Below are 21,729 nucleotides of genomic sequence, written 5' to 3' on the forward strand. Positions count from 1 at the left end.
CCTCGCCGTTCGACCTGAGGGTGACCCCTACGGGCCTGTAATACTCGAGTCGGACGCCAGACAGCTCTGTGGTCTGACGACGGCAGTGGTCGACGTCACTACCGTCGCTGTCGTGACTGTGATCGCGACCGAAAGCCTGAGCAAGCGGTTCCCGAGGGTGACCGCGCTTGACCGGCTCTCCGTGGACGTGGGACCCGGCGTGACCGGACTCGTCGGAGCGAACGGAGCCGGCAAGTCCACTCTGATCAAGATCCTGCTGGGTCTGTCCCCCGCCACCGAGGGCCGCGCCGAGGTGCTCGGCCTCGACGTCGCCACCAGGGGTGGCGCCATCCGCGAGCGTGTCGGATACATGCCCGAGCACGACTGCCTGCCGCCCGACGTGTCGGCCACCGAGTTCGTCGTGCACATGGCCCGCATGTCCGGCCTGCCCCCGGCCGCCGCCCGCGAGCGCACCGCGGACACCCTGCGCCACGTCGGCCTGTACGAGGAGCGCTACCGCCCCATCGGCGGCTACTCCACCGGCATGAAGCAGCGCGTGAAACTCGCCCAGGCCCTGGTCCACGACCCGCAGCTGGTGTTCCTGGACGAGCCGACCAACGGCCTCGACCCGGTCGGCCGCGACGAGATGCTCGGCCTGATCCGCCGCGTGCACACCGACTTCGGCATCTCGGTGCTGGTCACCTCCCACCTGCTGGGCGAGCTCGAGCGCACCTGCGACCACGTCGTCATCATCGACGGCGGCAAGTTGCTGCGGTCCAGCTCCACCCGGGACTTCACCCAGACCACCACGACCCTCGCGATCGAGGTGACCGACTCCGACGAGCACCCCGACGGCACCCGCGCGGTGCGCGACGCGCTCCAGGCGCGCGGGGTGACCACGCAGGACGGCAGCGGCCTGCCGGGTTCCGGCCACATCCTGCTGCTGACCGCGGAGGGCGAGCAGACGTACGACCTCGTCCGGGACGTCGTCGCCGACCTCGGTCTCGGTCTCGTCCGTATGGAGCAGCGCAGGCACCACATCGCGGAGGTCTTCAAGGACAGCGACGCCGAGCGGAAGGAGGCGGTCGGTCATGGCGGCTGAGCAGCCCCTGGCCCACGGGGCCGAACAGACCCGGATCCACAACATCGGCTACCGCTCGTACGACGGCCCACGACTGGGCCGCGCCTACGCCCGCCGCTCGTTGTACTCGCAGTCCCTGCGCGGCGCCTACGGCCTCGGCCGCTCGGTGAAGTCGAAGGTGCTGCCGATGCTGCTGTTCGTGGTCATGTGCGCGCCCGCGCTGATCATGGTCGCGGTCGCGGTGGCCACCAACGCCAAGGACCTCCCCGTCCAGTACACGCGCTACGCGATCATCATGCAGGCCGTCATCGGCCTCTACGTCGCCTCGCAGGCACCCCAGGCGGTCTCGCGCGACCTGCGCTTCAAGACGGTTCCGCTGTACTTCTCCCGCCCCATCGAGACCGCCGACTACGTCCGCGCCAAATACGCGGCACTGGCCTCGGCGATGTTCATCCTGACGGCCGCGCCCCTGCTCGTCCTCTACGTGGGTGCGCTGCTCGCCAAGCTGGACTTCGCCCACCAGACCAAGGGATTCGCCGAAGGACTGGTCTCCGTGGCCCTGCTCTCCCTGCTGTTCTCCGGGATCAGCCTCGTCATCGCGGCGGCCACGCCCCGGCGCGGCTTCGGCATCGCCGCCGTCATCGCCGTCCTGACCATCTCCTACGGAGCTGTCTCCACCATCCAGGCGATAGCGGAGGTGCACTCCGGCAGCTCCACGGCCCTGGTGTGGATGGGCCTGTTCTCGCCCATCACCCTCATCGACGGGGTGCAGACCGCCTTCCTCGGCGCGACCTCCTCCTTCCCAGGCGGGCACGGACCATCGACCGCGCAGGGAGTCGTCTTCCTCCTCGTCGTCCTCGGACTCATCGCCGGCAGCTACGGCCTGCTGACGCGCCGCTACCAAAAGGTGGGACTGTGACTACCCTCACCATCGACCACGTCTCCCGCTGGTTCGGCAACGTGGTCGCCGTCAACGACGTCACGATGACCATCGGACCCGGGGTCACCGGCCTGCTGGGCCCGAACGGCGCCGGGAAGTCCACCCTCATCAACATGATGGGCGGCTTCCTCGCCCCCTCCACCGGGTCCGTCACCCTCGACGGCCGGCCGGTGTGGCGCAACGAGGAGATCTACCGGCACATCGGCATCGTCCCCGAGCGGGAGGCGATGTACGACTTCCTCACGGGCCGCGAATTCGTCGTCGCGAACGCCGAGTTGCACGGACTCGGAGCCAAGGCCGCCCAGCGGGCCCTTGCCACGGTCGAGATGGAGTACGCACAGGACCGGAAGATCTCCACGTACTCCAAGGGCATGCGGCAGCGCGTGAAGATGGCGTCCGCGCTCGTGCACGACCCGTCGCTGCTGCTGCTCGACGAGCCGTTCAACGGCATGGACCCGCGCCAGCGCATGCAACTCATGGAGCTGCTGCGGCGTATGGGCGCCGAGGGCCGCACCGTGCTGTTCTCCTCCCACATCCTCGAAGAGGTCGAGCAGTTGGCCTCGCACATCGAGGTGATCGTCGCCGGACGGCACGCGGCGAGCGGCGACTTCCGCAGGATCCGCCGCCTGATGACCGACCGCCCGCACCGCTACCTGGTGCGTTCCAGCGACGACCGGGCGCTCGCCGCCGCGCTGATCGCCGACCCGTCGACGTCCGGTATCGAGATCGACCTCACCGAGGGCGCCCTGCGCATCCAGGCGATCGACTTCGGCCGGTTCACGACGCTGCTGCCGAAGGTCGCACGCGAGCACGGCATCCGGCTGCGCACGGTCTCGCCGTCCGACGAATCCCTCGAGTCCGTCTTCTCGTATCTGGTCGCGGCGTAGGAGGCCGAAGATGTACGACCCCACAGTCGCCCGCCTCACCTACCGGGGCCTGCTCGGCCGCCGCCGGGCCCTGATCCTCGGCGCGCTTCCCGTCCTGCTGATCGTGATCTCCGCGGTCGTCCGGGCGCTGACCGGTGCTGACGACCAGGTCGCCCACGACGTCCTCGGCGGGTTCGCCCTGGCCACCATGGTCCCGATCATCGGCGTCATCGCGGGCACCGGCGCCATCGGGCCCGAGATCGACGACGGCTCGGTGGTGTACCTGCTGGCCAAGCCGGTGAAGCGGCCCACGATCATCTTCACCAAGCTGATCGTCGCGATCGCCGTGACCATGGCGTTCTCCGCGCTGCCGACGTTCGTCGCGGGCCTGATCCTCAACGGCAACGGCCAGCAGATAGCGGTCGCCTACACCGTGGCGGCGCTGGTCTCCTCCATCGCCTACGCCGCGCTGTTCCTGCTGCTCGGCACGGTGAGCCGGCACGCGGTGGTGTTCGGCCTGGTCTACGCGCTCGTCTGGGAGGCGCTCTTCGGGTCGCTGGTCTCCGGGGCGCGCACGCTCAGCGTCCAGCAGTGGTCGCTGGCCGTGGCCCACAAGGTCTCCGACAGCTCCCTGGTCACCTCGGACGTGGGACTGCCCACCGCCACGGTCCTGCTGATCGTGGTGACCGTGGCCGCCACCTGGTACGCGGGGCAGAAGCTGCGGACGCTGACGCTGGCGGGCGAGGAGTGACAGCCCCTGCGGGGCTGGAGCCGGGGCCTTGGCGGGGCCCCGGTCTTCTTCCTCTTTTCGAAGCCTTTTTTGACAGGGGTTTCACACCTGCCTCGGCACACTGGGCAAAGGGGACGCACAGCAGCTGAAAGGACCGGGGATGACTGCGGACGAGGCCGGGGAGACCTGGGACGGCGTCGAGTTCGACGAGGACTTCATACGGTCCGCGTCGACCAGGGAACCGTCCGCGCGCGCCCGGATGCTGGCAGCGCGCTGGCGCAACGAGGCGCCCGCCCCCCAGCCGTGGCGCTCGGACGAGCCGCCCGCCGGCTGGTTCTTCAGCAAGGCGCGGCGCCGCAGGTGGCGGCGCCGGTAGCGGTCAGGTTCTGCGGAGGATGCGCGGATCGAACGCGCGCGGGGGTTGACCCCGACCACGACTTGCTTTTGATCGAACACTGCGCAAGCCGGTGCCTTTCCACTCGGCCAATCCTCCGGGTGGGCGGCCCACGCGAGAGTGCTCGCGCGCTCGAAGCGGCCGCCCCGGGCAGCTCCCCGTGCGGGGCAGGCTCGACGGAGGGGTAACTACTCCGGAGCCCGCCGCGGGCTGCCCTGCCGGGAGCTCGGCGTACTGTCGTGCATGGACATCGCCCAGCTCCTCTCCCAGAACGTGGCGCCGGCCTGATCCGGCGTCGCGGACATGACTACTGTGCCCGGTTCGCCGAACCGGGCGCCACTGAATAAAAGTCGCGCAGTCCGGCCTACTGGACGCAGGTCCTAGCCCAGCAACCGCTCCAGCACCACAGCGATGCCGTCCTCGTCGTTGGTCAGCGTCACCTCGTCCGCGACCTCCTTCAGGTCCGTGTGGGCGTTGGCCATGGCCACACCGTGGGCCGCCCACGCGAACATCGGTATGTCGTTGGGCATGTCGCCGAAGGCGATCGTCTCCGCAGGCTTCACACCGAGGCGGCGTGCTGCCAGGGACAGCCCCGTCGCCTTGCTCAGGCCGAGGGGGAGGATCTCCACTATTCCCTCGCCCGCCATGGTCACCCCGACGAGACCGCCGGCGGCCTGCTGCGCCGCCTCGGCGAGTTCGTCGTCGCTCAGGGTCGGGTGCTGGAGGTAGACCTTGTTCAGCGGCGCCGACCACAGGTCCGCCGCGTCCTTGATCGGCTGGTACGGCAGCGGCCCGTCGTGGACCCGGTAGCCGGGGCCGACCAGGACCTCCCCCTCCAGGCCGTCCCGGCTCGCCGCCAGCAGCAGCGGGCCCACCTCCGCCTCGATCTTGGCCAGGGCCAGAGCTGCTGTCTGCCGGTCCAGCGTCACAGACGTCAGAAGGCGGTGCTCGCCCGCGTCGTAGACCTGCGCTCCCTGGCCGCACACGGCGAGGCCCCGGTAGCCGAGGTCGTCGAGGACGGGGCGCGTCCACGGGACCGCGCGCCCGGTGACGACGATGTGCGCGGCGCCCGCCGCGGTGGCCGCGGCGAGCGCCTCTCGCGTGCGCTCCGAGACCGTCTCGTCGGAGCGCAGGAGCGTGCCGTCGAGGTCGGTGGCGATCAGCTGGTAGGGAAAGGTGGACGGAAAACCGGCATGTTCGCCCGTGCTCACTTGGCCACGGGCTCCAGCAGCTCCCGGCCGCCCAGGTACGGGCGCAGGATCTCGGGCACCCGCACCGAGCCGTCGGCCAGCTGGTGGTTCTCCAAGATCGCCACGATGGTGCGCGGTACGCCGCACAGCGTGCCGTTCAGCGTCGCCAGCGGCTGCACCTTCTTGCCGTCCCGCATGCGGACCGCCAGCCGGCGCGCCTGGAAGGTGTCGCAGTTGGAGGCCGAGGTCAGTTCGCGGTACTTGCCCTGGGTCGGGATCCAGGCCTCGCAGTCGTACTTCCGCGACGCCGACGCGCCGAGGTCACCGGTCGCCACGTCGATGACCTGGAACGGCAGCTCGAGTGAGGTCAGCCACTGCTTCTCCCACTCCAGGAGCCGCTTGTGCTCGTTCTCGGCGTCCTCGGGGTCGACGAACGAGAACATCTCGACCTTGTCGAACTGGTGCACGCGGAAGATGCCGCGCGTGTCCTTGCCGTAGGTGCCGGCCTCGCGGCGGAAGCACGGCGAGAAGCCCGCGTAACGCAGCGGCAGCTTGTCGGCGTCGACGATCTCGTCCATGTGGTACGCCGCGAGCGGGACCTCGGAGGTGCCGACCAGGTAGAAGTCGTCCTTCTCGAGGTGGTACACGTTCTCGGCGGCCTGGCCGAGGAAGCCCGTGCCCTCCATGGCGCGCGGGCGGACCAGGGCCGGCGTCAGCATCGGGGTGAAGCCGGCCTCAGCGGCCTGCGCGATGGCCGCGTTGACGAGCGCCAGCTCCAGCAGGGCGCCGACACCCGTCAGGTAGTAGAAGCGTGAGCCGGAGACCTTCGCGCCGCGCTCCACGTCGATCGCGCCGAGCGCCTCGCCGAGCTCCAGGTGGTCCTTGGGCTCGAAGCCCTCGGCGGCGAAGTCGCGGATGGTGCCGTGCGTCTCCAGGACGACGAAGTCCTCCTCGCCGCCGACCGGGACATCCGGGTGGACCAGGTTGCCCAGCTGGAGCAGGAGGCGCTTGGTCTCCTCGTCGGCCTCGTGCTGCTCGGCGTCGGCCGCCTTGACGTCGGCGGCCAGCTGGCTCGCCTTCTTCAGCAGCTCGGCCTTCTCGTCGCCGGTGGCCTTGGGGATCAGCTTGCCGAGCGTCTTCTGCTCGGAGCGGAGTTCGTCGAAGCGGACGCCGGACGACCTGCGCCGCTCGTCGGCGGAGAGGAGGGCGTCGACGAGCGCGACGTCCTCACCACGGGCGCGCTGGGAGGCGCGAACACGGTCGGGGTCCTCACGGAGCAGGCGAAGGTCAATCACCCCTCAAGGCTACCGTTGTGGAGTTCCGGGACACGACCGTGTATTCCGATCCGCAGGGCACGGTTCCGGTATGAGGCAATTGCCCCAGGTGTCAATAAAAGAGCGCTGGCCACCGGAAAGAGGCAGCTCGTGAAGGGGCCATTGACCCTACTTCCTTGAGTTGACCTGGATTTCGAGTTCGCTCGTCCACAGGTATCCACAGACCCGGAACGGTTATCCACAGGCTGTGCGGAAGATCTGTGGACACCGGAAGTGATCATTCCGAAAGTGCTGCGGAGAGCGGAAAATTCCTGGTTCAAACCCCCGCCATCCACACTTTCGGGTGGAAAGGGGTCGCCCCAACGGGTTGATCGAAAGAAACAGGTGGACAACTGTGGCATACGCGATGGTGGACGGACGGGGGCTCGTAGAGCGATTTGTCGACTCACTGATGCCACGCTGTCGACTTGTCCCCAGATCGAGAAGGCTGCCTGTGGATAACTTCTGTGGACAACGAAAATCTGCAGGTAGGACGAGACGCTAGAACCGGCCGTCCTGGCAACGCGCCACCCAGTCCGCGGCCGACACGAACTCGTCGTCCGACGTCCCCGGCAGCGGGACCCGCACGGCGTCCGGCTCGATGTCCGCCCGCGGATAGGAGCCGAGGAACCGAACCTGCAGACAGATCCGCTTCAGCCCCATCAGCGCCTCGGCGACCCGGCGGTCCGAGATATGGCCCTCGGCGTCGATGCAGAAGCAGTAGTTCCCGATGCCGGCTCCCGTCGGGCGGGACTGCAGCAGCATCAGGTTGATGCCCCGCACGGCGAACTCGCCCAGCAGATCGCGCAGCCCGCCGGGGTGGTCGTCACGCTGCCACAGCACGACGGAGGTCTTGTCCGCACCCGTCGGCGCCGCCGGCCGGGCGGGCCGACCGACCAGCACGAACCGTGTCTGCGCGTTCTCCGCGTCGTGGATGCCGGTCTCCAGCGCCTCGAGGCCGTAGCGGGCGGCGGCGAACTCACCCGCGAACGCCGCGTCGTAGCGGCCCTCCTGGACCAGACGGGCGCCGTCCGCGTTCGACGCCGCCGACTCCCAGACGGCGTCCGGGAGGTTGGCCTTCAGCCAGTTGCGCACCTGGGGCTGCGCGGCGGGGTGCGCGGTGACCGTCTTGATCTCCGAGAGCTTCGTGCCGGGGCGGACGAGCAGCGCGAAGGTGATCGACAGGAGCACCTCGCGGTAGATCATCAGCGGCTCACCGGCGACCAGTTCGTCGAGCGTGGTGGTGATGCCGCCCTCCACCGAGTTCTCGATCGGCACGAATGCCGCCTCCGCCTCGCCGCTGCGGACGGCGTCGAGCGCCGCGGGCACGGACACCATCGGGACGAGCTGACGGGTCGCGGCCTCGGGCAGCGTACGGAGGGCGACCTCGGTGAAGGTGCCCTCGGGGCCGAGATACGCATAGCTGGCTGGCATGCCCTCACCCTAATGCGCCGTGCCGACGCGCGGCTCGCAGCTGGGGAATGGGCACCCCATCGAGGGCCCGCACCAGCCGACCCGATCCGAAAAGGACGGGCCCTACCCCTCCAGCAGCCGCTGCCCCACGTACTCCCCTCGGGCCGCGCCGCCCGGCACCGCGAACAGGCCACTTGCTTCGTGGCGGATGTACTGCGACAGCGCGTCCCCCCGGTCCAGCTTGCGCTGCACGGTCACGAAGCCGCGCAGCGGATCCGCCTGCCAGCAGACGAAGAGCAGGCCCGCGTCCGGCGTCCCGTCCGCGTCGAAACCGTCGTTGTAGGAGAAGGGGCGGCGGAGCATCGCCGCGCCCCCGTTCTGGTCGGGCCGGGTGATCCGCGCGTGGGCGTTGATCGGCACGACCAGCTTGCCGTCGGCGCCGGTCTTCTCCAGGTCCATCTCGGTGGTCTCGGTGCCGCCGCTGAGCGGTGCGCCGTCGGACTTGCGGCGGCCTATGACCTCCTCCTGCGCCTTGAGCGAGAGCTTCTCCCAGTCGTCGAGGAGCATGCGGATGCGGCGTACGACGGCGTAGGAGCCGTTCGCCATCCACCCCGGGTCGCCGGACGCGGGCACGAAGACACGCTGGTCGAAGTCGGCGTCACCGGGCTTGGGGTTGCGGGTGCCGTCGATCTGGCCCATGAGGTTGCGGGCGGTCATGGGGTGCGCGGTCGCGCCCGGCGAGCGGTTGAAGCCGTTCATCTGCCAGCGCAGCCTGGCCGCGCCGCCCGCGTCCTTCTGGATCGCGCGCAGGGCGTGGAAGGCGACGAGCGCGTCGTTGGCACCGATCTGCACCCACAGGTCGCCCTCGCTGCGCGACTTGTCGAGGTGGTCGGAGGAGAAGTCGGGGAGCGGGTCCAGGGCGTCCGGGCGCTGGTTCTCCAGTCCGGTTCGCGAGAAGAAGCTGTGTCCGAAGCCGAAGGTGATCGTCAGGGAGGAGGGGCCGGCGTCGCGGGCGACGTCGGTGTCGTCGTGCGCGGCCGGTTCGCCCGTCATCAGCCGCTCGGCGGTGGTGGACCAGCGGCGCAGCAGCGCGGCGGCCTCCCTGCGGCCGGCGCCCGCCGCCAGGTCGAAGGCGACGAGGTGGCCGCGGGCCTGGAGGGCGTCGGTGATGCCTGGCTGATGTTTCCCGTGAAACATCACCCGGTCCGCGCCCAGCGAGGTGAGCGGAGCGCTCTTCTCGGCGGGGGCGGCGGCGTATCCGGCGGCCCCGCCCGCGGCCCCGAGCGCGAGGCCGGTGGCGCCCGCGGTGCCGAGGAGCCGTCGCCGTGTGATGGCCGCTCTGGGGGTGGTGGTGTCGGTGGACTGGTCAGCCATCGTGGGGTTCAGCCGATCTGCGCGTTCTTGTTCACGGTCACTTGGTCGATGTCGGAGGTCCGCACGGTCACCTCGATCTTCCAGTCGCCCGCCATGGGGATCTGGACACCGCTCGCCGACCAGTGGCCGGTGGCGACGTGGTCGGGCGCGATGGGCAGCGGTCCGATGCTCTTGGCCTGAAGCGTGAAGGCGACCTTGACCTCGGGGACGTCGAAGGCCTTGCCGTTCGGGCGCGTCACGTAGACGTGCAGCACGTTGCCGCCGACGCGGGCCGGGTCGAGGGTGAGTCGCACGGTGCCCTTGCCGTCCTGGCCGCCCGTGTCGAAGGGGATCTTCAGCGAGAGGGACCCGGAGCGCTGCGATGCGGAGGAGGCGGAGACCGCCTTGGCCGCCTCTTCCGTGCGCCCGGGTTCCGTGGTGGTCAGCGCGGTGGTGACGGCGAGCAGGACGACGGCGACGGCCGCCTCGGTAAGGACGGAGCGCCGCAGCCCGGTGCGGACGGGGTCGGAGTCCCGGACCCGCTTGGCGCGTGCTGCGGCCACGGCGGCCCGCTGCCGGGCGAGCTGGGCGGCGCGCTCGGAGTCGCCGGACCCCGCGGACGCCCTGCCGGACGCTCCGTCCGGCCCGGAGGCGCCTTCCGCGCGGGAGGCTTCCGACCCGCCCGCCTTGGCCGACGTCCGCTCGGCCGAAGTCCGCTCGGCCGACGCCGACGCCGACGCCGACGTCTGCGCCGCGACCGTCGCCCGCTTCTCCTGGGCCGTGTCCTCCGCGACGTCGGCCGGTGCGTCCACCAGCCGCGCCGTCCACCGCCGCGAGATCCACGCGATCCCGATGAGGACGGCGACCAGGCCGACCTTCACGAGCAGCAGCTGCCCGTACGTCGTCCCGGTCAGCGCCGACCAGGAGCCGACCTGGCGCCAGGACTGGTAGACCCCGGTCGCGGCCAGCGTCAGGACGCTGCCGAACGCGAGGCGCGAGAAGCGCCGTACGGCCGCCGTCCCGATCGACGGTGTCCGGTACAGCGCGGTGAGCAGCGTGGCGAGTCCGCCCAGCCAGACGGCGACCGCCAGCAGGTGCAGGACGTCGACGGGCATCGCGATGCCGGTCTGGATGCCGGTCGAGGCGTGTTCGGCCATCGCCCAGGTCGCGGCGAGCCCTGCCGAGATCACGGCTCCGCCGATGGCGAGCCCGAAGGTGAGGTCCCGCTTCTCGGCGGACGGGTCGACGCCGCCCTCCCCGGCATCCTCCTCGGCGGCCGCCTCCTCCGCGTCCCGCCTCACATAGGCCCCGAACAGCACCGCGATGAACAGCGCCCCGGCCGCGAGCAGCAGCAGCCGGGACACCAGCGCCGCCCCCGCCTTGGTCTGCAGCACCTGCCCGATCAGGGACAGGTCGAAGATGTCGGCGACCTTGCCCGAGCCGGTGTACGAGCCGCGCAGGAGCAGCAGCGCGAGGGTGGCCGAGGTGAGTGCCACCCACCCCGAGACGACGAGCCGCTGCACGGCGCGCACCCCGGCGCCCCGCTGCCAGCAGGCAAGCACGAAGGCCGCTCCACCGACCAGCAGGATGTACCCGGCGTAGGAGACGTACCGCACGATCCCGTAGAGGGTGCCGACGACCCCGCCGCCCACGGTCGGACCGGAGGCGGAGACCGTTGTCGCGGAGGGGGCGCCGACGGAGAAGGTGAAGGCTCCGGAGACGGGATGGCTGTCGGCGGACACCACCTGGTAGGTGACGGTGTAGGTGCCGTTCGGAAGCCCCGGCCGCACCTGCACGCCGTAGGTCGTGCCACTGAGGTTGGTCGGCTTTCCGGTGTCGACGCGCTGCCCCCGGGGGTCGAGGACGCGCACCGAGCTGTCGGAGAACGCGACCTGCTCGGAGAAGGTGAGCGTGACCTGGGTGGGCGCCTTGTCGACCACCACTCCCTGCGCGGGGTCGCTGCCGAGCAGTGCGGCGTGCGCGGAGGCGGGTGCGGCCCCGGCGAACAGCCCGCCCGCAGCGGCGAGCAGCAGCGTCAGCAGCAGGCGGGCCGCGTGGACGCGGAACGTGCGCCGGGACGCCGCATGGACGGTGCTCGGTACGGCGCGCCCGCCGGGAGCGATGGCCTGCGTCACGGTGATGCCTCCCTCAGTGGCCGGTCTCGGGGTTGTACGTCGCCGGCTTCACGGGCATCTCGACGGTGACCGTGCCCGACTTCGCGAAGTGGAGCTGTACGGACACCTTGTCGCCCTGTTTCGGCTTGTGGGTGAGCTTTTCGAACATGAGGTGGTTGCCACCGCTGGTGAAGTCCAGCTCGCCGTGCGGCGGTACGGCGAACGACTTCTCCTCCTCCATGGCGCCGCCCTCGGTCGAGTGCAGCGTGACGTCGCCGGCGAGGCCGCTGGTGACGGAGGTGAGGGTGTCGGCGGCACCGGAGTTGGTGACGGTGAAGAAGCCGGCCGCCATGTCTGCGGTGACGGGCTGGGGCATGTAGGCGCCGGTGACCTTCAGCTCCGGCTCGGCGGAGGAGCCGCCCGAGCCGCCGCAGCCGGCGAGCACCAGCCCGCCGCAGCCGGCGAGGACCATCCCCGCCGCCAGCATCGCGGCGGGGCCGCCGAGACGGCGACTCACGGGTTCTCCCCCTTGATGATCTTGGGTATGTCGCGGATGTAGTCGTCGACGGTGGCGTCCTGGCCGTAGACCACGTAACCCCCGTCGGTCTTCGGAGAGAACGCGATGACCTGGGTGCCGTGGGTGGAGACGACCTTGCCGTCCTTGTCCTTCTTCGGCGGCTCGATGCTGATGCCGAGGGTGCGGGCGCCGGCCTGGATGGTGGAGAAGTCGCCGGTCAGGCCCACGATGGACGGGTCGATGCCCTTGAGCCACGTGCCGAGTGCCGAGGGGGTGTCGCGCTCCGGGTCGGTGGTGACGAAGACGATGCGCAGCGAGTCCTTCTGCGCCTGGGTCAGTTGCTTGCTCCGGTCCACCTCCTTCTTGGCGACGGCCAGGTTGTTCATCGTCAGCGGGCAGACGTCGGGGCAGTGGGTGTAGCCGAAGTAGATCAGCGTCGGCTTGTCCTTGGTCTGCGCGCGGAGGTCGTACTTCTTGCCGTGGGTGTCGGTGAGGACGAGGTCCGGCTTCTCGAACGGCTGGTCCAGCACCGTTCCGGCCTTGTCGGAGCCGGGCTCCGCGGAGACGACGGCGATCGGCTTGTCGCCGCTGTCGCCGGACCCGCAGGCGGTGAGGGTGAGCGCGGCGGTGGCGAGGAGCGCGGCCGCCGCGAACGTCTTCTTGGTGCGCATAGAGAAATGTCCCAGATGTCAGTGCTTAAGGGTGCGCCGGGGCCGTACGTGTCGCGTCACCGCGTCGTCGTACGACCCCTGCGCGCGCCCGGAGGCGAGGTGGAGCTCAGGCGTCGGTGGTGCGCCGGCGGCCGGCCAGGACGCCGTACGCCACGCCCGCCGCACCGACGACGATGCCGACGACGCCGAGGACGCGGGCGGTGGTGTCGGTGCCGCCGGAGGACGTGCCGGCGGCGGTGTCCTTGGCGGTCGACGTGGTGTCGGAGGCGTCCTCGGCCGTGGAGCCGTGGTGGCCGGAGGATGAGGCGGAGGCCAGTTCGAGCACCGGGGCGGGCTTCTCGGGCTCGTCCTGCCCCTGCTTCTGCGGCTCGATCCAGCGCACCACCTCGTTGTTGGAGTACGTCTGGAGCGCCTTGAAGACGAGTTGGTCGGTGTCCTCGGGCAGCTGGCCGACCGAGAGGGGGAACTTCTGGAAGTAGCCCGGCTCGATGCCCTTGCCGGTGGCGGTCCAGGTGACCTTGGACACGGCCTCGTTGATCTGCCGGCCGTGCATGGTGAGCGGCTTGGCGAGCTTGGACTTGGTGACCTGCACCTTCCAGCCGTCGAGCGGCTGCGGCATCACCGAGGCCAGCGGGTGATCGGTCGGGAAGTTGACCTCGACCTTGGTGGTCGAGGCGTCGTCCCGCTCGTTGGGGACCTTGAAGTCGACGACCGCGTAACCGCCCTTGGCGGCCTGACCCTCCGGCTGCACGGTCACGTGCGCGAAGGCGGGCGCGGACAGGACGAGGACGGCCGATGCGGCGGCGGCACCGGCGACGGCGATGCGGGAGCCCTTCAGGGAACCCTTGATGGCCTTCATGGCTTGAGACCACTCCACTTCGAGTGAGAATCCGTTGACGAGGAGAGATGCGCGTGCGCGGGGTGATCGCGGCCGTGGCCGGTTCCTTTGTGCGGGCACGCGCACGTGCCGCGCGACGGCAGCCTCTCCCGTACGGACGGGTGGAGTGGTGCGGTCGCGTCAGGCAGCGAGGACGAACGGAGTGGAGGAGGGCGGTCCGCGCCGGACCACCGTGTGCTGAAGCGTGGTCGTCCGCGGCTTCGGCGGCAGCAGGAAGACGGTGCGCGGGGCACGCGGCCCCGCGTCCGGCGCGCCGGGAAGCCCGGCCAGGAGGGCGCGCGCGAGGGCGAACGACGAGCGCAGGGATCGTACGAGCGCCCCCTCCGCGGTCCCGTGCGCCGACAGCCGCATGAGCCGCAGCAACGCCATGTCCCCACGGCGCAGCACCCACCCGGCCGCGACGGCCGCCAGGACGTGCCCGAGCAGCATGGGCAGGGACGGCAGGACCGTCCACCACGAGCCGGCGGCCGACAGGGCGTCGGCCGGGTGGTGCGCGGTGGCCGTGTCCGCCGCCGTGGCGAGCCGGGCGTCGGAGAGGATCTTCTGGGCGTGTGCGGGGGAGATCGTCGCCGCGGTGGCGCCGCACATCAGGTGCGCGGCCCGGGCCACGAGTGCGGCGTCGGCCGTGGACATGGCCTTGGACGCCATGGCGCCGGAGTGCTGCCCGAGCCCGAACAGCGTGTGCAGCACGACCTGGCCCACCGCGAGGACCGCCGCGATGCCCGGCAGCGAGCGCTCCCGGCCGGCGAGCAGGGCGGCGACGGCGAACATGCCGAGCAGGCCGGCGCCCAGCGTCCACAGCGGGACCGTGGCGCAGGAGGCGAGCCCGTGCCCGGCCGCGGCCAGCACGACGCAGACCGCGGCGAACACCGCGGCCCGCAGAAACCGGAGATCGCATCCGGTGCGCGCCGTGCGCGGGTGGGGGGCACTCATGGCGGCCTCATCATCCCACCGGCCTCGGCGGGGCAGTACGGCAGGTCCGCAAGATGATGTAAATGTGGTAATCAGAACAATGATCCGGAAGATCACGTTCTGGTGATCCCCTCCTCGAGCCGTCCCCGCATACACCCGACCCCTGCCCCGGCGCATCCGCCGAACGAGCGGGAAGTCGACAATCGGGCGATTGCCCCCCGGCAGGCGTGGCAATACGTAACGGTATGTCGAGCCGCGGCCAGGAGGCTGGAGCATGAGCATCTGGTGGTCACTCCATCTGCGGCGCGAAGCTGCGAGCGTGCCGCTCGCCCGACGGCTCCTGCTGGGCACGATGGAGACCGCGGGTGTCGATCCGGACATCTCCTACGACCTCTCCGTCGCCCTGAGCGAGGCCTGCGCCAACGCGGTCGAGCACGGGGGCGAAAAAACCGCCAACGGCGGTGTGTCGGGGGCGTACCGGGTCACGGCCTACCTCGACGGCGAGAAGTGCCGCATCGAAGTCGCCGACTCGGGCCCGGGTTTCCCCGCCGGCAGACCTCGTGCGGTGACCCGCCCGGTGCGCGCGGACGCCGAGCACGGTCGTGGCCTGGGTCTCATCGAGGAACTCGCCGACCATGTGCACATCGGCAACAAGCCGGGCCGCGGCGGCGCGGTGGTGAGCTTCGACAAGATCCTCAAGTGGCGCGAGGACTCTCCGCTGCTGGCGGTGTAGTGCCCTGCCGGACCGTGCCGCGTGGAGTTCTCGCGCCCGGGACCTACCGCCACACGAGCGCACGTTCGACGAACTCAAGGCCAGGAAGCCGGAGTTCCCCACCTCTGTGGCCGTGCCCTGTCTCATCCGTCGCGTCCGCGGAAGCGAGCCGAGGGACCCCGGACCTCATACGAAGAGCCGGGCACCCCAGCGGTACTCGGCCCTTCGCTCGCGACGCTCGTGTGTGAGTGCGCGTGTCAGCCGTTCAGGGACGCCATCCACTGCTCGACCTCGTCGGAGCGGCGCGGCAGGCCCGCCGAGAGGTTCCGGTTGCCGTCCTCGGTGACCAGGATGTCGTCCTCGATGCGGACGCCGATGCCGCGGTACTCCTCCGGGACGGTCAGATCGTCCGACTGGAAGTACAGGCCCGGCTCCACCGTGAGCACCATGCCGGGCTCCAGCACGCCGTCCACGTAGGTCTCGGTCCGCGCGGCCGCGCAGTCGTGGACGTCCATGCCGAGCATGTGGCCCGTGCCGTGCAGGGTCCAGCGGCGCTGCAGGCCCAGCTCCAGGACCCGCTCCACCGGGCCCTCGACAAGGCCCCACTCCACGAGCCGCTCGGCGAGAACGCGCTGCGCGGCGTCGTGGAAGTCGCGGTACTTGGCGCCCGGCCTCACCGCCGCGATACCGGCCTCCTGGGCCTCGTACACGGCGTCGTAGATCTTCTTCTGGATCTCGCTGAAGCGGCCGTTGATCGGCAGCGTGCGGGTGACGTCGGCGGTGTAGTACGTGTGCGTCTCCACGCCCGCGTCCAGCAGGAGCAGCTCGCCCGAGCGGACCGGGCCGTCGTTGCGCACCCAGTGCAGCGTGCAGGCGTGCGGCCCGGCCGCGGCGATGGTGCCGTAACCGACGTCGTTGCCCTCCACACGCGCGCGAAGGAAGAAGGTGCCCTCGATGTAGCGCTCGGAGGTGGCCTCCGCCTTGTCGAGGACCTTCACCACGTCCTCGAAGCCGCGGACGGTGGAGTCGACCGCCTTCTGGAGCTCGCCGATCTCGAACGCGTCCTTGACCAGCCGCATCTCGGAGAGGAAGACCCGCAGCTCCTCGTCCCGCTCGGCGGTGACCTTGTCGTGCAGCGCCGTCTCGATGCCCGCGTCGTACCCGCGCACAACGCGGACCGGGCCGGTGGCCTCCTTCAGCTTCTGGGGCAGCTCGCGCACGTCCGAGGCCGGGATTCCGTAGAGCTTCTCCGCCTCGGTGAGCGAGTGGCGGCGGCCCACCCACAGCTCGCCCTGGCCGGAGAGCCAGAACTCGCCGTTCTCCCGGTCGGAGCGGGGCAGCAGATAGAGGGTCGCGCGGTGGCCGTCGGAGGTGGGCTCCAGGACCAGGACGCCGTCCTCGGTCTGGTTGCCGGTGAGGTACGCGTACTCGACCGAGGCGCGGAAGGGGTACTCCGTGTCGTTCGAGCGGGTCTTCAGGTTGCCCGCGGGGACCACCAGGCGCTCGCCCGGGAAGCGCGCGGACAGCGCAGCGCGGCGGGCGGCGGTCTCGGCGGCCTGGGCGATCGGCTCCAGGTCGCGCAGCTCGGTGTCGGCCCAGCCCGACTTCATGTTCTCGGCCAGCTCGTCGGACAAGCCCGGATACAGGCCGTTCTTGCGCTGCTTGATGGGCTCTTCGGTCTCCTCCACGGCCTCCGGGGTCGCCGGGGTCTCGGGGGTGAGCTCGTCCGCCACGGTCATCCTCCTTGGATACGGCACTGGGCCACCCCCATCGTACGGTCGTACGGAAGGGGGCCCGGGCAGGAAGAGATCGTCACCCGGCGTGGGCGGCGGCTCACTCGAAGCGTGCCGCCAGCAGCACCACGTCCTCCGTGCTGTCGGCCTCGCCGAGCCCGTCCGGGAGCACCGTCCGAAGGATGTGGTCGGCGACCGCTCCCGGGTCGATGCGCAGCGGCCTCGGCACGCTCGTGGCCGCCGCGTGCAGCCGGGCGAAGGCGCGGTCCATGGGGTCGCCGGTGCGCTGGAGCAGACCGTCGGTGTAGAGCAGCACGGTCTCGCCGGGCTCCGCGGTCAGTTCGATGCTCGGCGCCTCCCAGCAGGCCAGCATGCCGAGGGGCGCCGACAGCGAGGTCTCCACGAACTCGGTGCGTCTGGGGCCGATCACCAGCGGCGGGCTGTGCCCGGCCCCGGCGAGCGTCAGCTTGCGCAGCGCGGGCTCGCAGTACGCGAACAGGGCGGTGGCCGAGCGGGCGGGCTCGGTGAGCCTCAGCAGCAGCTCCAGATCGGACAGGACCGCCACCGGGTCCTCGCCCTCCATCACGGCGTACGCGCGCAGGGAGGCCCGCAACCGGCCCGTCGCGGCGACCGCGCCGGGCCCCGAACCGGTGACGGACCCGACGGCGAGGCCGAGCGCGGCGTCGGGCAGCGACAGCGCGTCGTACCAGTCGCCGCCTCCGCGCGGGCTCGTGCGGCGTCGGGCGGCGAGCTGGACGCCGGGGACGCGGGGCAGCCGGGTGGGCAGGAGTTCGTCGGTGATCGTCGCCATGCACGCGCGTGTGCGCTCGATCTCCACCATGCGCGCCAGGTGCTCGGTGGCGTAGCGGGCGTACAGACCGAGGAGGTGGCGCTGGCGTTCGACCGGCTCGGCGGGTTCGTCGTAGAGCCAGACGGCGGCGCCGAGGCGGCCGGCCGCCTCGGTGGACAGGGGGAGTGCGTAGCTCGCGGCGAAGCCGAGGCGGACGGCGACCTCCCGGTGGCGGGGGTCGAGCCCGTCCTCGGAGAACAGGTCGGGCTCGGCGATCCCGCGCTCCGCGCCCGGCAGTCCGTCGAGGATCCTGCCGTACGCCAGGGAGCTGCGCGGCACGGTCTCCATGTGGCCGAGGTCGGCGCGCCCAAGGCCCAGGCCGATCGTGGTGTCCGGGCCGAGCCCGTCGCGCGGTTCCAGTACGACGAGACCGCGCCGGGCCCCCACCAGGCTTGCTCCGGCGCGCAGCATTTCCTGCAGCGCATCGGCGAGGGAGCCGGTGCGGGCCAGGCGTTCGGTCAGTTCGTGGAGCGTCGTCAGATCGGAGACCCAGCCGGCGAGCCGGTCCTGGAGGAGTGCTCCGGGGTCGCACGGGCCGGTGGTGGCGGAGAGGGCGGCCGAGGGGGCTTCCGTGGCGGCAGGCGTCGGCGCAACAGTGTGGGTGGGCGGGGGAACCGTTGAATCGATTCCGGCCACTTTCGGAGGGTGAGGGGCGTTCATGTCGTCCGGCCTTCGGGCCGGAGCGTATCGCTCGATAGCATCGCAAACCCCCATGTCAATCTGCGCCGCTAGCGGTGGCTCCACATGTACACGCACTCAGGAGGGGATGTCCAGCATTGTCCTGCTGGGATTCCTGGTGTCCGCGATGCAGGTTCTCCCCCCTTACGGCACAGCAAAGTTGGCTTAAAATAGCCTCAAGGACTGGTGTATTGCGGTCGACTGGCCTTGTTCAACGGAGCGTCACAACGGTCGTGATGGGTACGTACTCGGTGAAGGCCAGGGGTGGTTGGGGGCCACCCGGAACCTGGCACCGCAACTGGGCGTCATAACCACCGACGGCCGAGCCCCATCCTCCCGTGGTGGAGACGGCGAGTAAGAGCGGGACGGTAAAACGCCAGGCGTCGCCACCCCACGCCATGCCCATGCTTGTGGTGGGCGCAGTATGGACGCGGACGCAGCCAACGCTCGGCCCATAGGGGTTCCCCTTGTCCAGGACAGGGGTGTGATGCGCCAGCAGGTACGCACAGTGAAGTGATCGACACATGATCGACACATGACGTGATGGCCCTCGGTGTTGCCGGCGTGCAACGGAAAGGAACGAGCGCTCATGCGCGAGATCCTCGGAAGGCGACGCAGGCTCCTGTCCAGGCGGAACGACGGGAGGCCTGAGTTGATCAGCGCGGCCCTGACCTTCGCGACCGAATGGCAGTGGCCCGTACTCCCGGGTGTGGCACCGGACCCACAGGGCCGTGCCCGCTGCGGGTGTCCCGACCCGGAGTGCACGGTGCCCGGCGCGCACCCGTTCGACCCCGGGCTGCTGGCGGCCACCACCGACGAGCGCATGGTGCGCTGGTGGTGGACCAACCGGCCGTCCGCGCCGATCGTGCTGGCCACCGGGGGTCAGGCGCCCTGCGCGGTGAGCCTGCCCGCCCTCGCCGCCTCGCGCGCCCTGACGGCGCTCGACCGGAAGGGCATGCGTCTCGGTCCCGTCGTGGCGGCGCCGCACCGCTGGGCGATCCTCGTGGCGCCGTACTCCATGGAGCAGCTCGGCGAGTTGCTGTACGCCAAGGACTTCGTCCCCGGCTCGCTGCGCTTCCACGGCGAGGGCGGCTATCTGGCGCTGCCCCCGTCCGAGACCGGCCACGGTGGCATCCGCTGGGAGCGGGCGCCGCTGCCCGGCTCCGCCTCCCCCTGGGTGCCCGACGTCGAGGCCGTGGTGGACGCGGTCGTGGACGTCCTCACTCGTACGGGTGTGAGCGCGCCCGAGTTCTGAGGGTGTCGGGCGCTCGACGGACCGGGCGCCCGTGATCGGCCGATATCTTCGGCCTCATGCTGATTCGTCCTGGGGGACACGGGAAACGGGGGATGGAGACGGGCGCGCGGGCCGACGATCGGCCCGAGTCCGGCAGGAAGCGGCTGCTCGCGCTCCTCGGCGTGGTGGCGGCCGTCATCGCGCTGCCGATCGCCGTGGCGTCCGCCGGGCCGGTCGGCGACGCGGACCACGCCGCGCTCCGCTCGCCCGTGCACGAGGACGGGAAGCGGGCCGTCCCCTCCCGCCCCCGGCTGCTGGGCCTCGGCCTCGCCACCGCCGCCCGCTGCGGCCCCCAACTCTCCTCGGGCGACGGCATCGAGGCGCAGACGTGTGTGCTGACACAGGGGCGGGACACCTGGGCGCGCACCTACTACCGCAACGCCACCGGCCAGAAGCTGACCGGGGTCCTGAGCTTCATGGCGCCGGGCGGGCGCAGCGTGGAGATGCACTGCGCGGTGGACGCCGCGGACGACCCGGCGGTCTGTGACACGCCACGGCAGCGTGTGGCGGGCGACATGGGCGCCTACTCGGCGGTTGCGGAGTTCTCCCGGAGCGACGGGGGCGGACCACTGCTGCTGCGCTCGGGAAGCGACCAGGCGGCCGCGAGCGGACAGTGACTCGCCGGTTCGGCCCGGCAATGACTCATGATCTCGAGCGGGTGTGACTCACCGATCTCTGCGGCAGTGATTCACCGACCTCGTGCGGAGCAACTCACCGCCGCAGTAGGGCAGTTGATCCCGTGTCCTGTTGCGTCGCAGGCACCCGTACATGGAAAGACCCGGTTGCTGGCGACGGGGGATGCACCAGCAACCGGGCTACTGGAACGGTAACAAGAGATCGGCGGTTCGCAAATTCGATCTCGGCTATTCGGACACGGATTGGCCGGTCGCGGCGGGGACTTGTGACAGGAGTCACCTGAGGCCGGGCCCCGGTCGGCGTTCGCCCCGGCCCGGCCGGCGGCCGGGCCGGAACTGCGCGTCAGCTGAGCGTCACCTGTCGGTTGGTGAGCCCGCCGCGGGCCCGGCGCTCGTCCGCGGTGAGCGGCGCGTCGGAGGCCAGCGCGGTCGCGAGACGCTCGGCGAACTCCGCCGCCGGCTTCTCCACGTCCTCCGCGCCCATGTCGCTCGGCAGGTCCCAGACCGGCACCGTGAGCCCGTGCGCCCGGAAGGAGCCGACCAGGCGCGTGCCCTCGCCGAGGCTCGACCCGCCGGCCGCGTGCAGCCGCGCGAGAGCGTCCAGAAGCCGCTCCTCGGGATGCGGCATGACCCACCGCAGGTGGTTCTTCTCGGGTGTCTGGCACCAGTACGCGGCGTCCACGCCGGTCAGCCGGACGGTGGGGATCGCCGCGGCGTTGGCCCGCTCCAGGGAGGCGGCCACCTCCGGCGTCGTGTTCTCCGCGTCCGGGACCCAGAACTCGAAGCCGCTGTGCACGACGGGTTCGAAGGGGCCCGCGGGGTCCAGCAGGTCCTGCAGGCGCGGGCCGTCGGCGGGCGGCCGGCGGCCCTGGACCGGGGTACCCGGCCCGGCGGTGAGGGCGCGCTGGAGGGTGTCGGCGAGGTCGCGGCTGATGTCGCCCGACGCCGTGTCGTTCTGCAGGCCGAGCAGGATCGAGCCGTCGTCGCGGCGCAGCGCCGGCCACGCCATCGGCAGCACCGTGGCGAGCGTGACCGAGGGGACGCCCTCGGGGAGGTCCTCCCGGAGCTTCAGCTCGACGGTCGCCGCCGGCACCAGCTCGCGCAGCGCCACCCAGTCGCACTCGCCGGGCAGTCCTTCGAACGGGCGCTGCACCAGCTCGGTCACCGCGTGCGCGGCGGCACGGCCGTGGCAGGCCTTGTAGCGGCGGCCGCTGCCGCAGGGGCAGGGCTCCCGGCCGCCGACGACCGGGACGTCCCCATCGGCGCGGGCACCGTCCGTGGGCTGCGGGCGCTTGGCCTGGGTCTGGGGTCGCTTCTTGGCCATCGTGCGTGTCTCCCGGTTACGGCTCGTTTCGTACGGTCGCGAGCCTAGCCGCTCGTACGACGCCCGACGGGATCCTGTGGACAACGCACCGGAGGGACCACCTGGCGGTACGCGGATCGGGGGGTGGGGAGT

General features: G+C 71.0%; 20 protein-coding genes and 1 tRNA gene. 8 read left to right on the top strand and 13 right to left on the bottom strand.

Features of this window, described 5'->3' with window-relative positions:
* The first annotated feature begins 118 nt into the window (after positions 1 to 118).
* The 5 genes from ACFYZE_RS05995 (at position 119) to ACFYZE_RS06015 (ending at position 3,972) form a co-directional block, all read left to right on the top strand.
* Positions 119 to 1,081 carry an ABC transporter ATP-binding protein gene (locus ACFYZE_RS05995; RefSeq protein WP_388989542.1) on the top strand — a complete coding sequence of 321 codons (963 nt, stop codon included), beginning with the start codon at positions 119 to 121 and terminating at the stop codon, positions 1,079 to 1,081.
* Positions 1,071 to 1,979: an ABC transporter permease gene (locus ACFYZE_RS06000; protein WP_388989197.1), complete on the top strand. Its 909-nt coding sequence runs from the start codon at positions 1,071 to 1,073 to the stop codon at positions 1,977 to 1,979. The genes ACFYZE_RS05995 and ACFYZE_RS06000 overlap by 11 nt, the downstream gene beginning before the upstream one ends.
* Positions 1,976 to 2,887: an ABC transporter ATP-binding protein gene (locus ACFYZE_RS06005; protein WP_388989200.1), complete on the top strand. Its 912-nt coding sequence runs from the start codon at positions 1,976 to 1,978 to the stop codon at positions 2,885 to 2,887. Before ACFYZE_RS06000 ends, ACFYZE_RS06005 begins: the two co-directional genes overlap by 4 nt.
* A gap of 10 nt (positions 2,888 to 2,897) precedes the next feature.
* On the top strand, positions 2,898 to 3,617 hold the full coding sequence (locus ACFYZE_RS06010; protein ID WP_103837240.1) for an ABC transporter permease: 720 nt from the start codon (positions 2,898 to 2,900) through the stop codon (positions 3,615 to 3,617).
* A gap of 139 nt (positions 3,618 to 3,756) precedes the next feature.
* Entirely contained in the window at positions 3,757 to 3,972 is a 216-nt protein-coding gene (locus tag ACFYZE_RS06015; protein ID WP_103837239.1) for a hypothetical protein, read from the top strand.
* A gap of 13 nt (positions 3,973 to 3,985) precedes the next feature.
* Here the strand turns inward: ACFYZE_RS06015 and ACFYZE_RS06020 are convergent.
* The 10 genes from ACFYZE_RS06020 to ACFYZE_RS06065 all read right to left on the bottom strand — a co-directional run bounded on the left by ACFYZE_RS06020 (position 3,986) and on the right by ACFYZE_RS06065 (position 14,392).
* Positions 3,986 to 4,089, bottom strand: a tRNA-OTHER gene (locus tag ACFYZE_RS06020).
* 281 nt (positions 4,090 to 4,370) lie between these two features.
* On the bottom strand, positions 4,371 to 5,201 hold the full coding sequence (locus ACFYZE_RS06025; RefSeq protein WP_388989204.1) for an HAD family hydrolase: 831 nt from the start codon (positions 5,199 to 5,201) through the stop codon (positions 4,371 to 4,373).
* Complete coding sequence (gene serS, locus ACFYZE_RS06030) at positions 5,198 to 6,475, bottom strand: serine--tRNA ligase (RefSeq protein ID WP_388989207.1); 1,278 nt, start codon at positions 6,473 to 6,475, stop codon at positions 5,198 to 5,200. Before serS ends, ACFYZE_RS06025 begins: the two co-directional genes overlap by 4 nt.
* A 519-nt stretch (positions 6,476 to 6,994) precedes the next feature.
* Positions 6,995 to 7,927, bottom strand: a complete 933-nt coding sequence (gene pheA / locus ACFYZE_RS06035) for a prephenate dehydratase (RefSeq protein ID WP_388989210.1) — start codon at positions 7,925 to 7,927, stop codon at positions 6,995 to 6,997.
* Positions 7,928 to 8,029: 102 nt separating this feature from the next.
* Complete coding sequence (gene efeB, locus ACFYZE_RS06040) at positions 8,030 to 9,280, bottom strand: iron uptake transporter deferrochelatase/peroxidase subunit (RefSeq protein ID WP_388989213.1); 1,251 nt, start codon at positions 9,278 to 9,280, stop codon at positions 8,030 to 8,032.
* An 8-nt stretch (positions 9,281 to 9,288) separates the two neighbouring features.
* Positions 9,289 to 11,304 (bottom strand): copper resistance CopC/CopD family protein, encoded by a 2,016-nt coding sequence (locus ACFYZE_RS06045; RefSeq protein WP_388989544.1) that lies wholly within the window; start codon positions 11,302 to 11,304, stop codon positions 9,289 to 9,291.
* Between the two features lie 103 nt (positions 11,305 to 11,407).
* Entirely contained in the window at positions 11,408 to 11,860 is a 453-nt protein-coding gene (locus ACFYZE_RS06050) for a copper chaperone PCu(A)C (protein WP_388989547.1), read from the bottom strand.
* A 26-nt stretch (positions 11,861 to 11,886) separates the two neighbouring features.
* The gene (locus ACFYZE_RS06055) at positions 11,887 to 12,561 is read right to left on the bottom strand and encodes an SCO family protein (RefSeq protein ID WP_388989216.1); all 675 of its coding nucleotides are present in this window, start codon (positions 12,559 to 12,561) and stop codon (positions 11,887 to 11,889) included.
* A gap of 106 nt (positions 12,562 to 12,667) precedes the next feature.
* A complete protein-coding gene (locus ACFYZE_RS06060) occupies positions 12,668 to 13,399 on the bottom strand; it encodes a YcnI family protein (protein WP_388989550.1) in 732 nt (243 codons plus the stop codon).
* A 180-nt stretch (positions 13,400 to 13,579) separates the two neighbouring features.
* Positions 13,580 to 14,392: a hypothetical protein gene (locus ACFYZE_RS06065; protein WP_388989219.1), complete on the bottom strand. Its 813-nt coding sequence runs from the start codon at positions 14,390 to 14,392 to the stop codon at positions 13,580 to 13,582.
* A 253-nt stretch (positions 14,393 to 14,645) separates the two neighbouring features.
* On the opposite strand from ACFYZE_RS06065, the gene ACFYZE_RS06070 reads away from it, so the two are divergent.
* Positions 14,646 to 15,104 carry an ATP-binding protein gene (locus ACFYZE_RS06070; protein WP_388989221.1) on the top strand — a complete coding sequence of 153 codons (459 nt, stop codon included), beginning with the start codon at positions 14,646 to 14,648 and terminating at the stop codon, positions 15,102 to 15,104.
* Between the two features lie 236 nt (positions 15,105 to 15,340).
* Here ACFYZE_RS06070 and ACFYZE_RS06075 read toward each other — a convergent pair whose 3' ends face one another.
* Positions 15,341 to 16,816 (bottom strand): aminopeptidase P family protein, encoded by a 1,476-nt coding sequence (locus ACFYZE_RS06075; RefSeq protein ID WP_388989224.1) that lies wholly within the window; start codon positions 16,814 to 16,816, stop codon positions 15,341 to 15,343.
* Between the two features lie 100 nt (positions 16,817 to 16,916).
* On the bottom strand, positions 16,917 to 18,380 hold the full coding sequence (locus ACFYZE_RS06080) for a SpoIIE family protein phosphatase (protein WP_388989227.1): 1,464 nt from the start codon (positions 18,378 to 18,380) through the stop codon (positions 16,917 to 16,919).
* 553 nt (positions 18,381 to 18,933) lie between these two features.
* On the opposite strand from ACFYZE_RS06080, the gene ACFYZE_RS06085 reads away from it, so the two are divergent.
* Together ACFYZE_RS06085 and ACFYZE_RS06090 are read left to right on the top strand one after the other, a co-directional pair.
* Positions 18,934 to 19,599: a bifunctional DNA primase/polymerase gene (locus ACFYZE_RS06085; RefSeq protein ID WP_388989229.1), complete on the top strand. Its 666-nt coding sequence runs from the start codon at positions 18,934 to 18,936 to the stop codon at positions 19,597 to 19,599.
* 92 nt (positions 19,600 to 19,691) lie between these two features.
* Entirely contained in the window at positions 19,692 to 20,255 is a 564-nt protein-coding gene (locus tag ACFYZE_RS06090) for a hypothetical protein (protein WP_388989553.1), read from the top strand.
* A 361-nt stretch (positions 20,256 to 20,616) separates the two neighbouring features.
* Here the strand turns inward: ACFYZE_RS06090 and ACFYZE_RS06095 are convergent, their stop codons facing one another.
* Entirely contained in the window at positions 20,617 to 21,597 is a 981-nt protein-coding gene (locus ACFYZE_RS06095; protein ID WP_388989232.1) for a DUF5926 family protein, read from the bottom strand.
* Positions 21,598 to 21,729: the final 132 nt, after the last annotated feature.

This window comes from Streptomyces sp. NPDC001796 (assembly GCF_042892355.1).
Classification (GTDB): Bacteria; Actinomycetota; Actinomycetes; order Streptomycetales; family Streptomycetaceae; genus Streptomyces.

Coding starts and splice junctions, on each gene's coding strand:
- ACFYZE_RS06090 (WP_388989553.1), top strand. CDS start 19,692: ATGGAGACGGGCGCGCGGGCCGACGATCGGCCCGAGTCCGGCAGGAAG.
- efeB (WP_388989213.1), bottom strand. CDS start 9,280: ATGGCTGACCAGTCCACCGACACCACCACCCCCAGAGCGGCCATCACA.
- ACFYZE_RS06070 (WP_388989221.1), top strand. CDS start 14,646: ATGAGCATCTGGTGGTCACTCCATCTGCGGCGCGAAGCTGCGAGCGTG.
- ACFYZE_RS06050 (WP_388989547.1), bottom strand. CDS start 11,860: ATGCTGGCGGCGGGGATGGTCCTCGCCGGCTGCGGCGGGCTGGTGCTC.
- ACFYZE_RS06055 (WP_388989216.1), bottom strand. CDS start 12,561: ATGCGCACCAAGAAGACGTTCGCGGCGGCCGCGCTCCTCGCCACCGCC.
- ACFYZE_RS06000 (WP_388989197.1), top strand. CDS start 1,071: ATGGCGGCTGAGCAGCCCCTGGCCCACGGGGCCGAACAGACCCGGATC.
- ACFYZE_RS06080 (WP_388989227.1), bottom strand. CDS start 18,380: ATGGGGGTTTGCGATGCTATCGAGCGATACGCTCCGGCCCGAAGGCCG.
- ACFYZE_RS06015 (WP_103837239.1), top strand. CDS start 3,757: ATGACTGCGGACGAGGCCGGGGAGACCTGGGACGGCGTCGAGTTCGAC.
- pheA (WP_388989210.1), bottom strand. CDS start 7,927: ATGCCAGCCAGCTATGCGTATCTCGGCCCCGAGGGCACCTTCACCGAG.
- ACFYZE_RS06095 (WP_388989232.1), bottom strand. CDS start 21,597: ATGGCCAAGAAGCGACCCCAGACCCAGGCCAAGCGCCCGCAGCCCACG.
- ACFYZE_RS06010 (WP_103837240.1), top strand. CDS start 2,898: ATGTACGACCCCACAGTCGCCCGCCTCACCTACCGGGGCCTGCTCGGC.
- ACFYZE_RS06085 (WP_388989229.1), top strand. CDS start 18,934: ATGCGCGAGATCCTCGGAAGGCGACGCAGGCTCCTGTCCAGGCGGAAC.
- ACFYZE_RS06065 (WP_388989219.1), bottom strand. CDS start 14,392: ATGAGTGCCCCCCACCCGCGCACGGCGCGCACCGGATGCGATCTCCGG.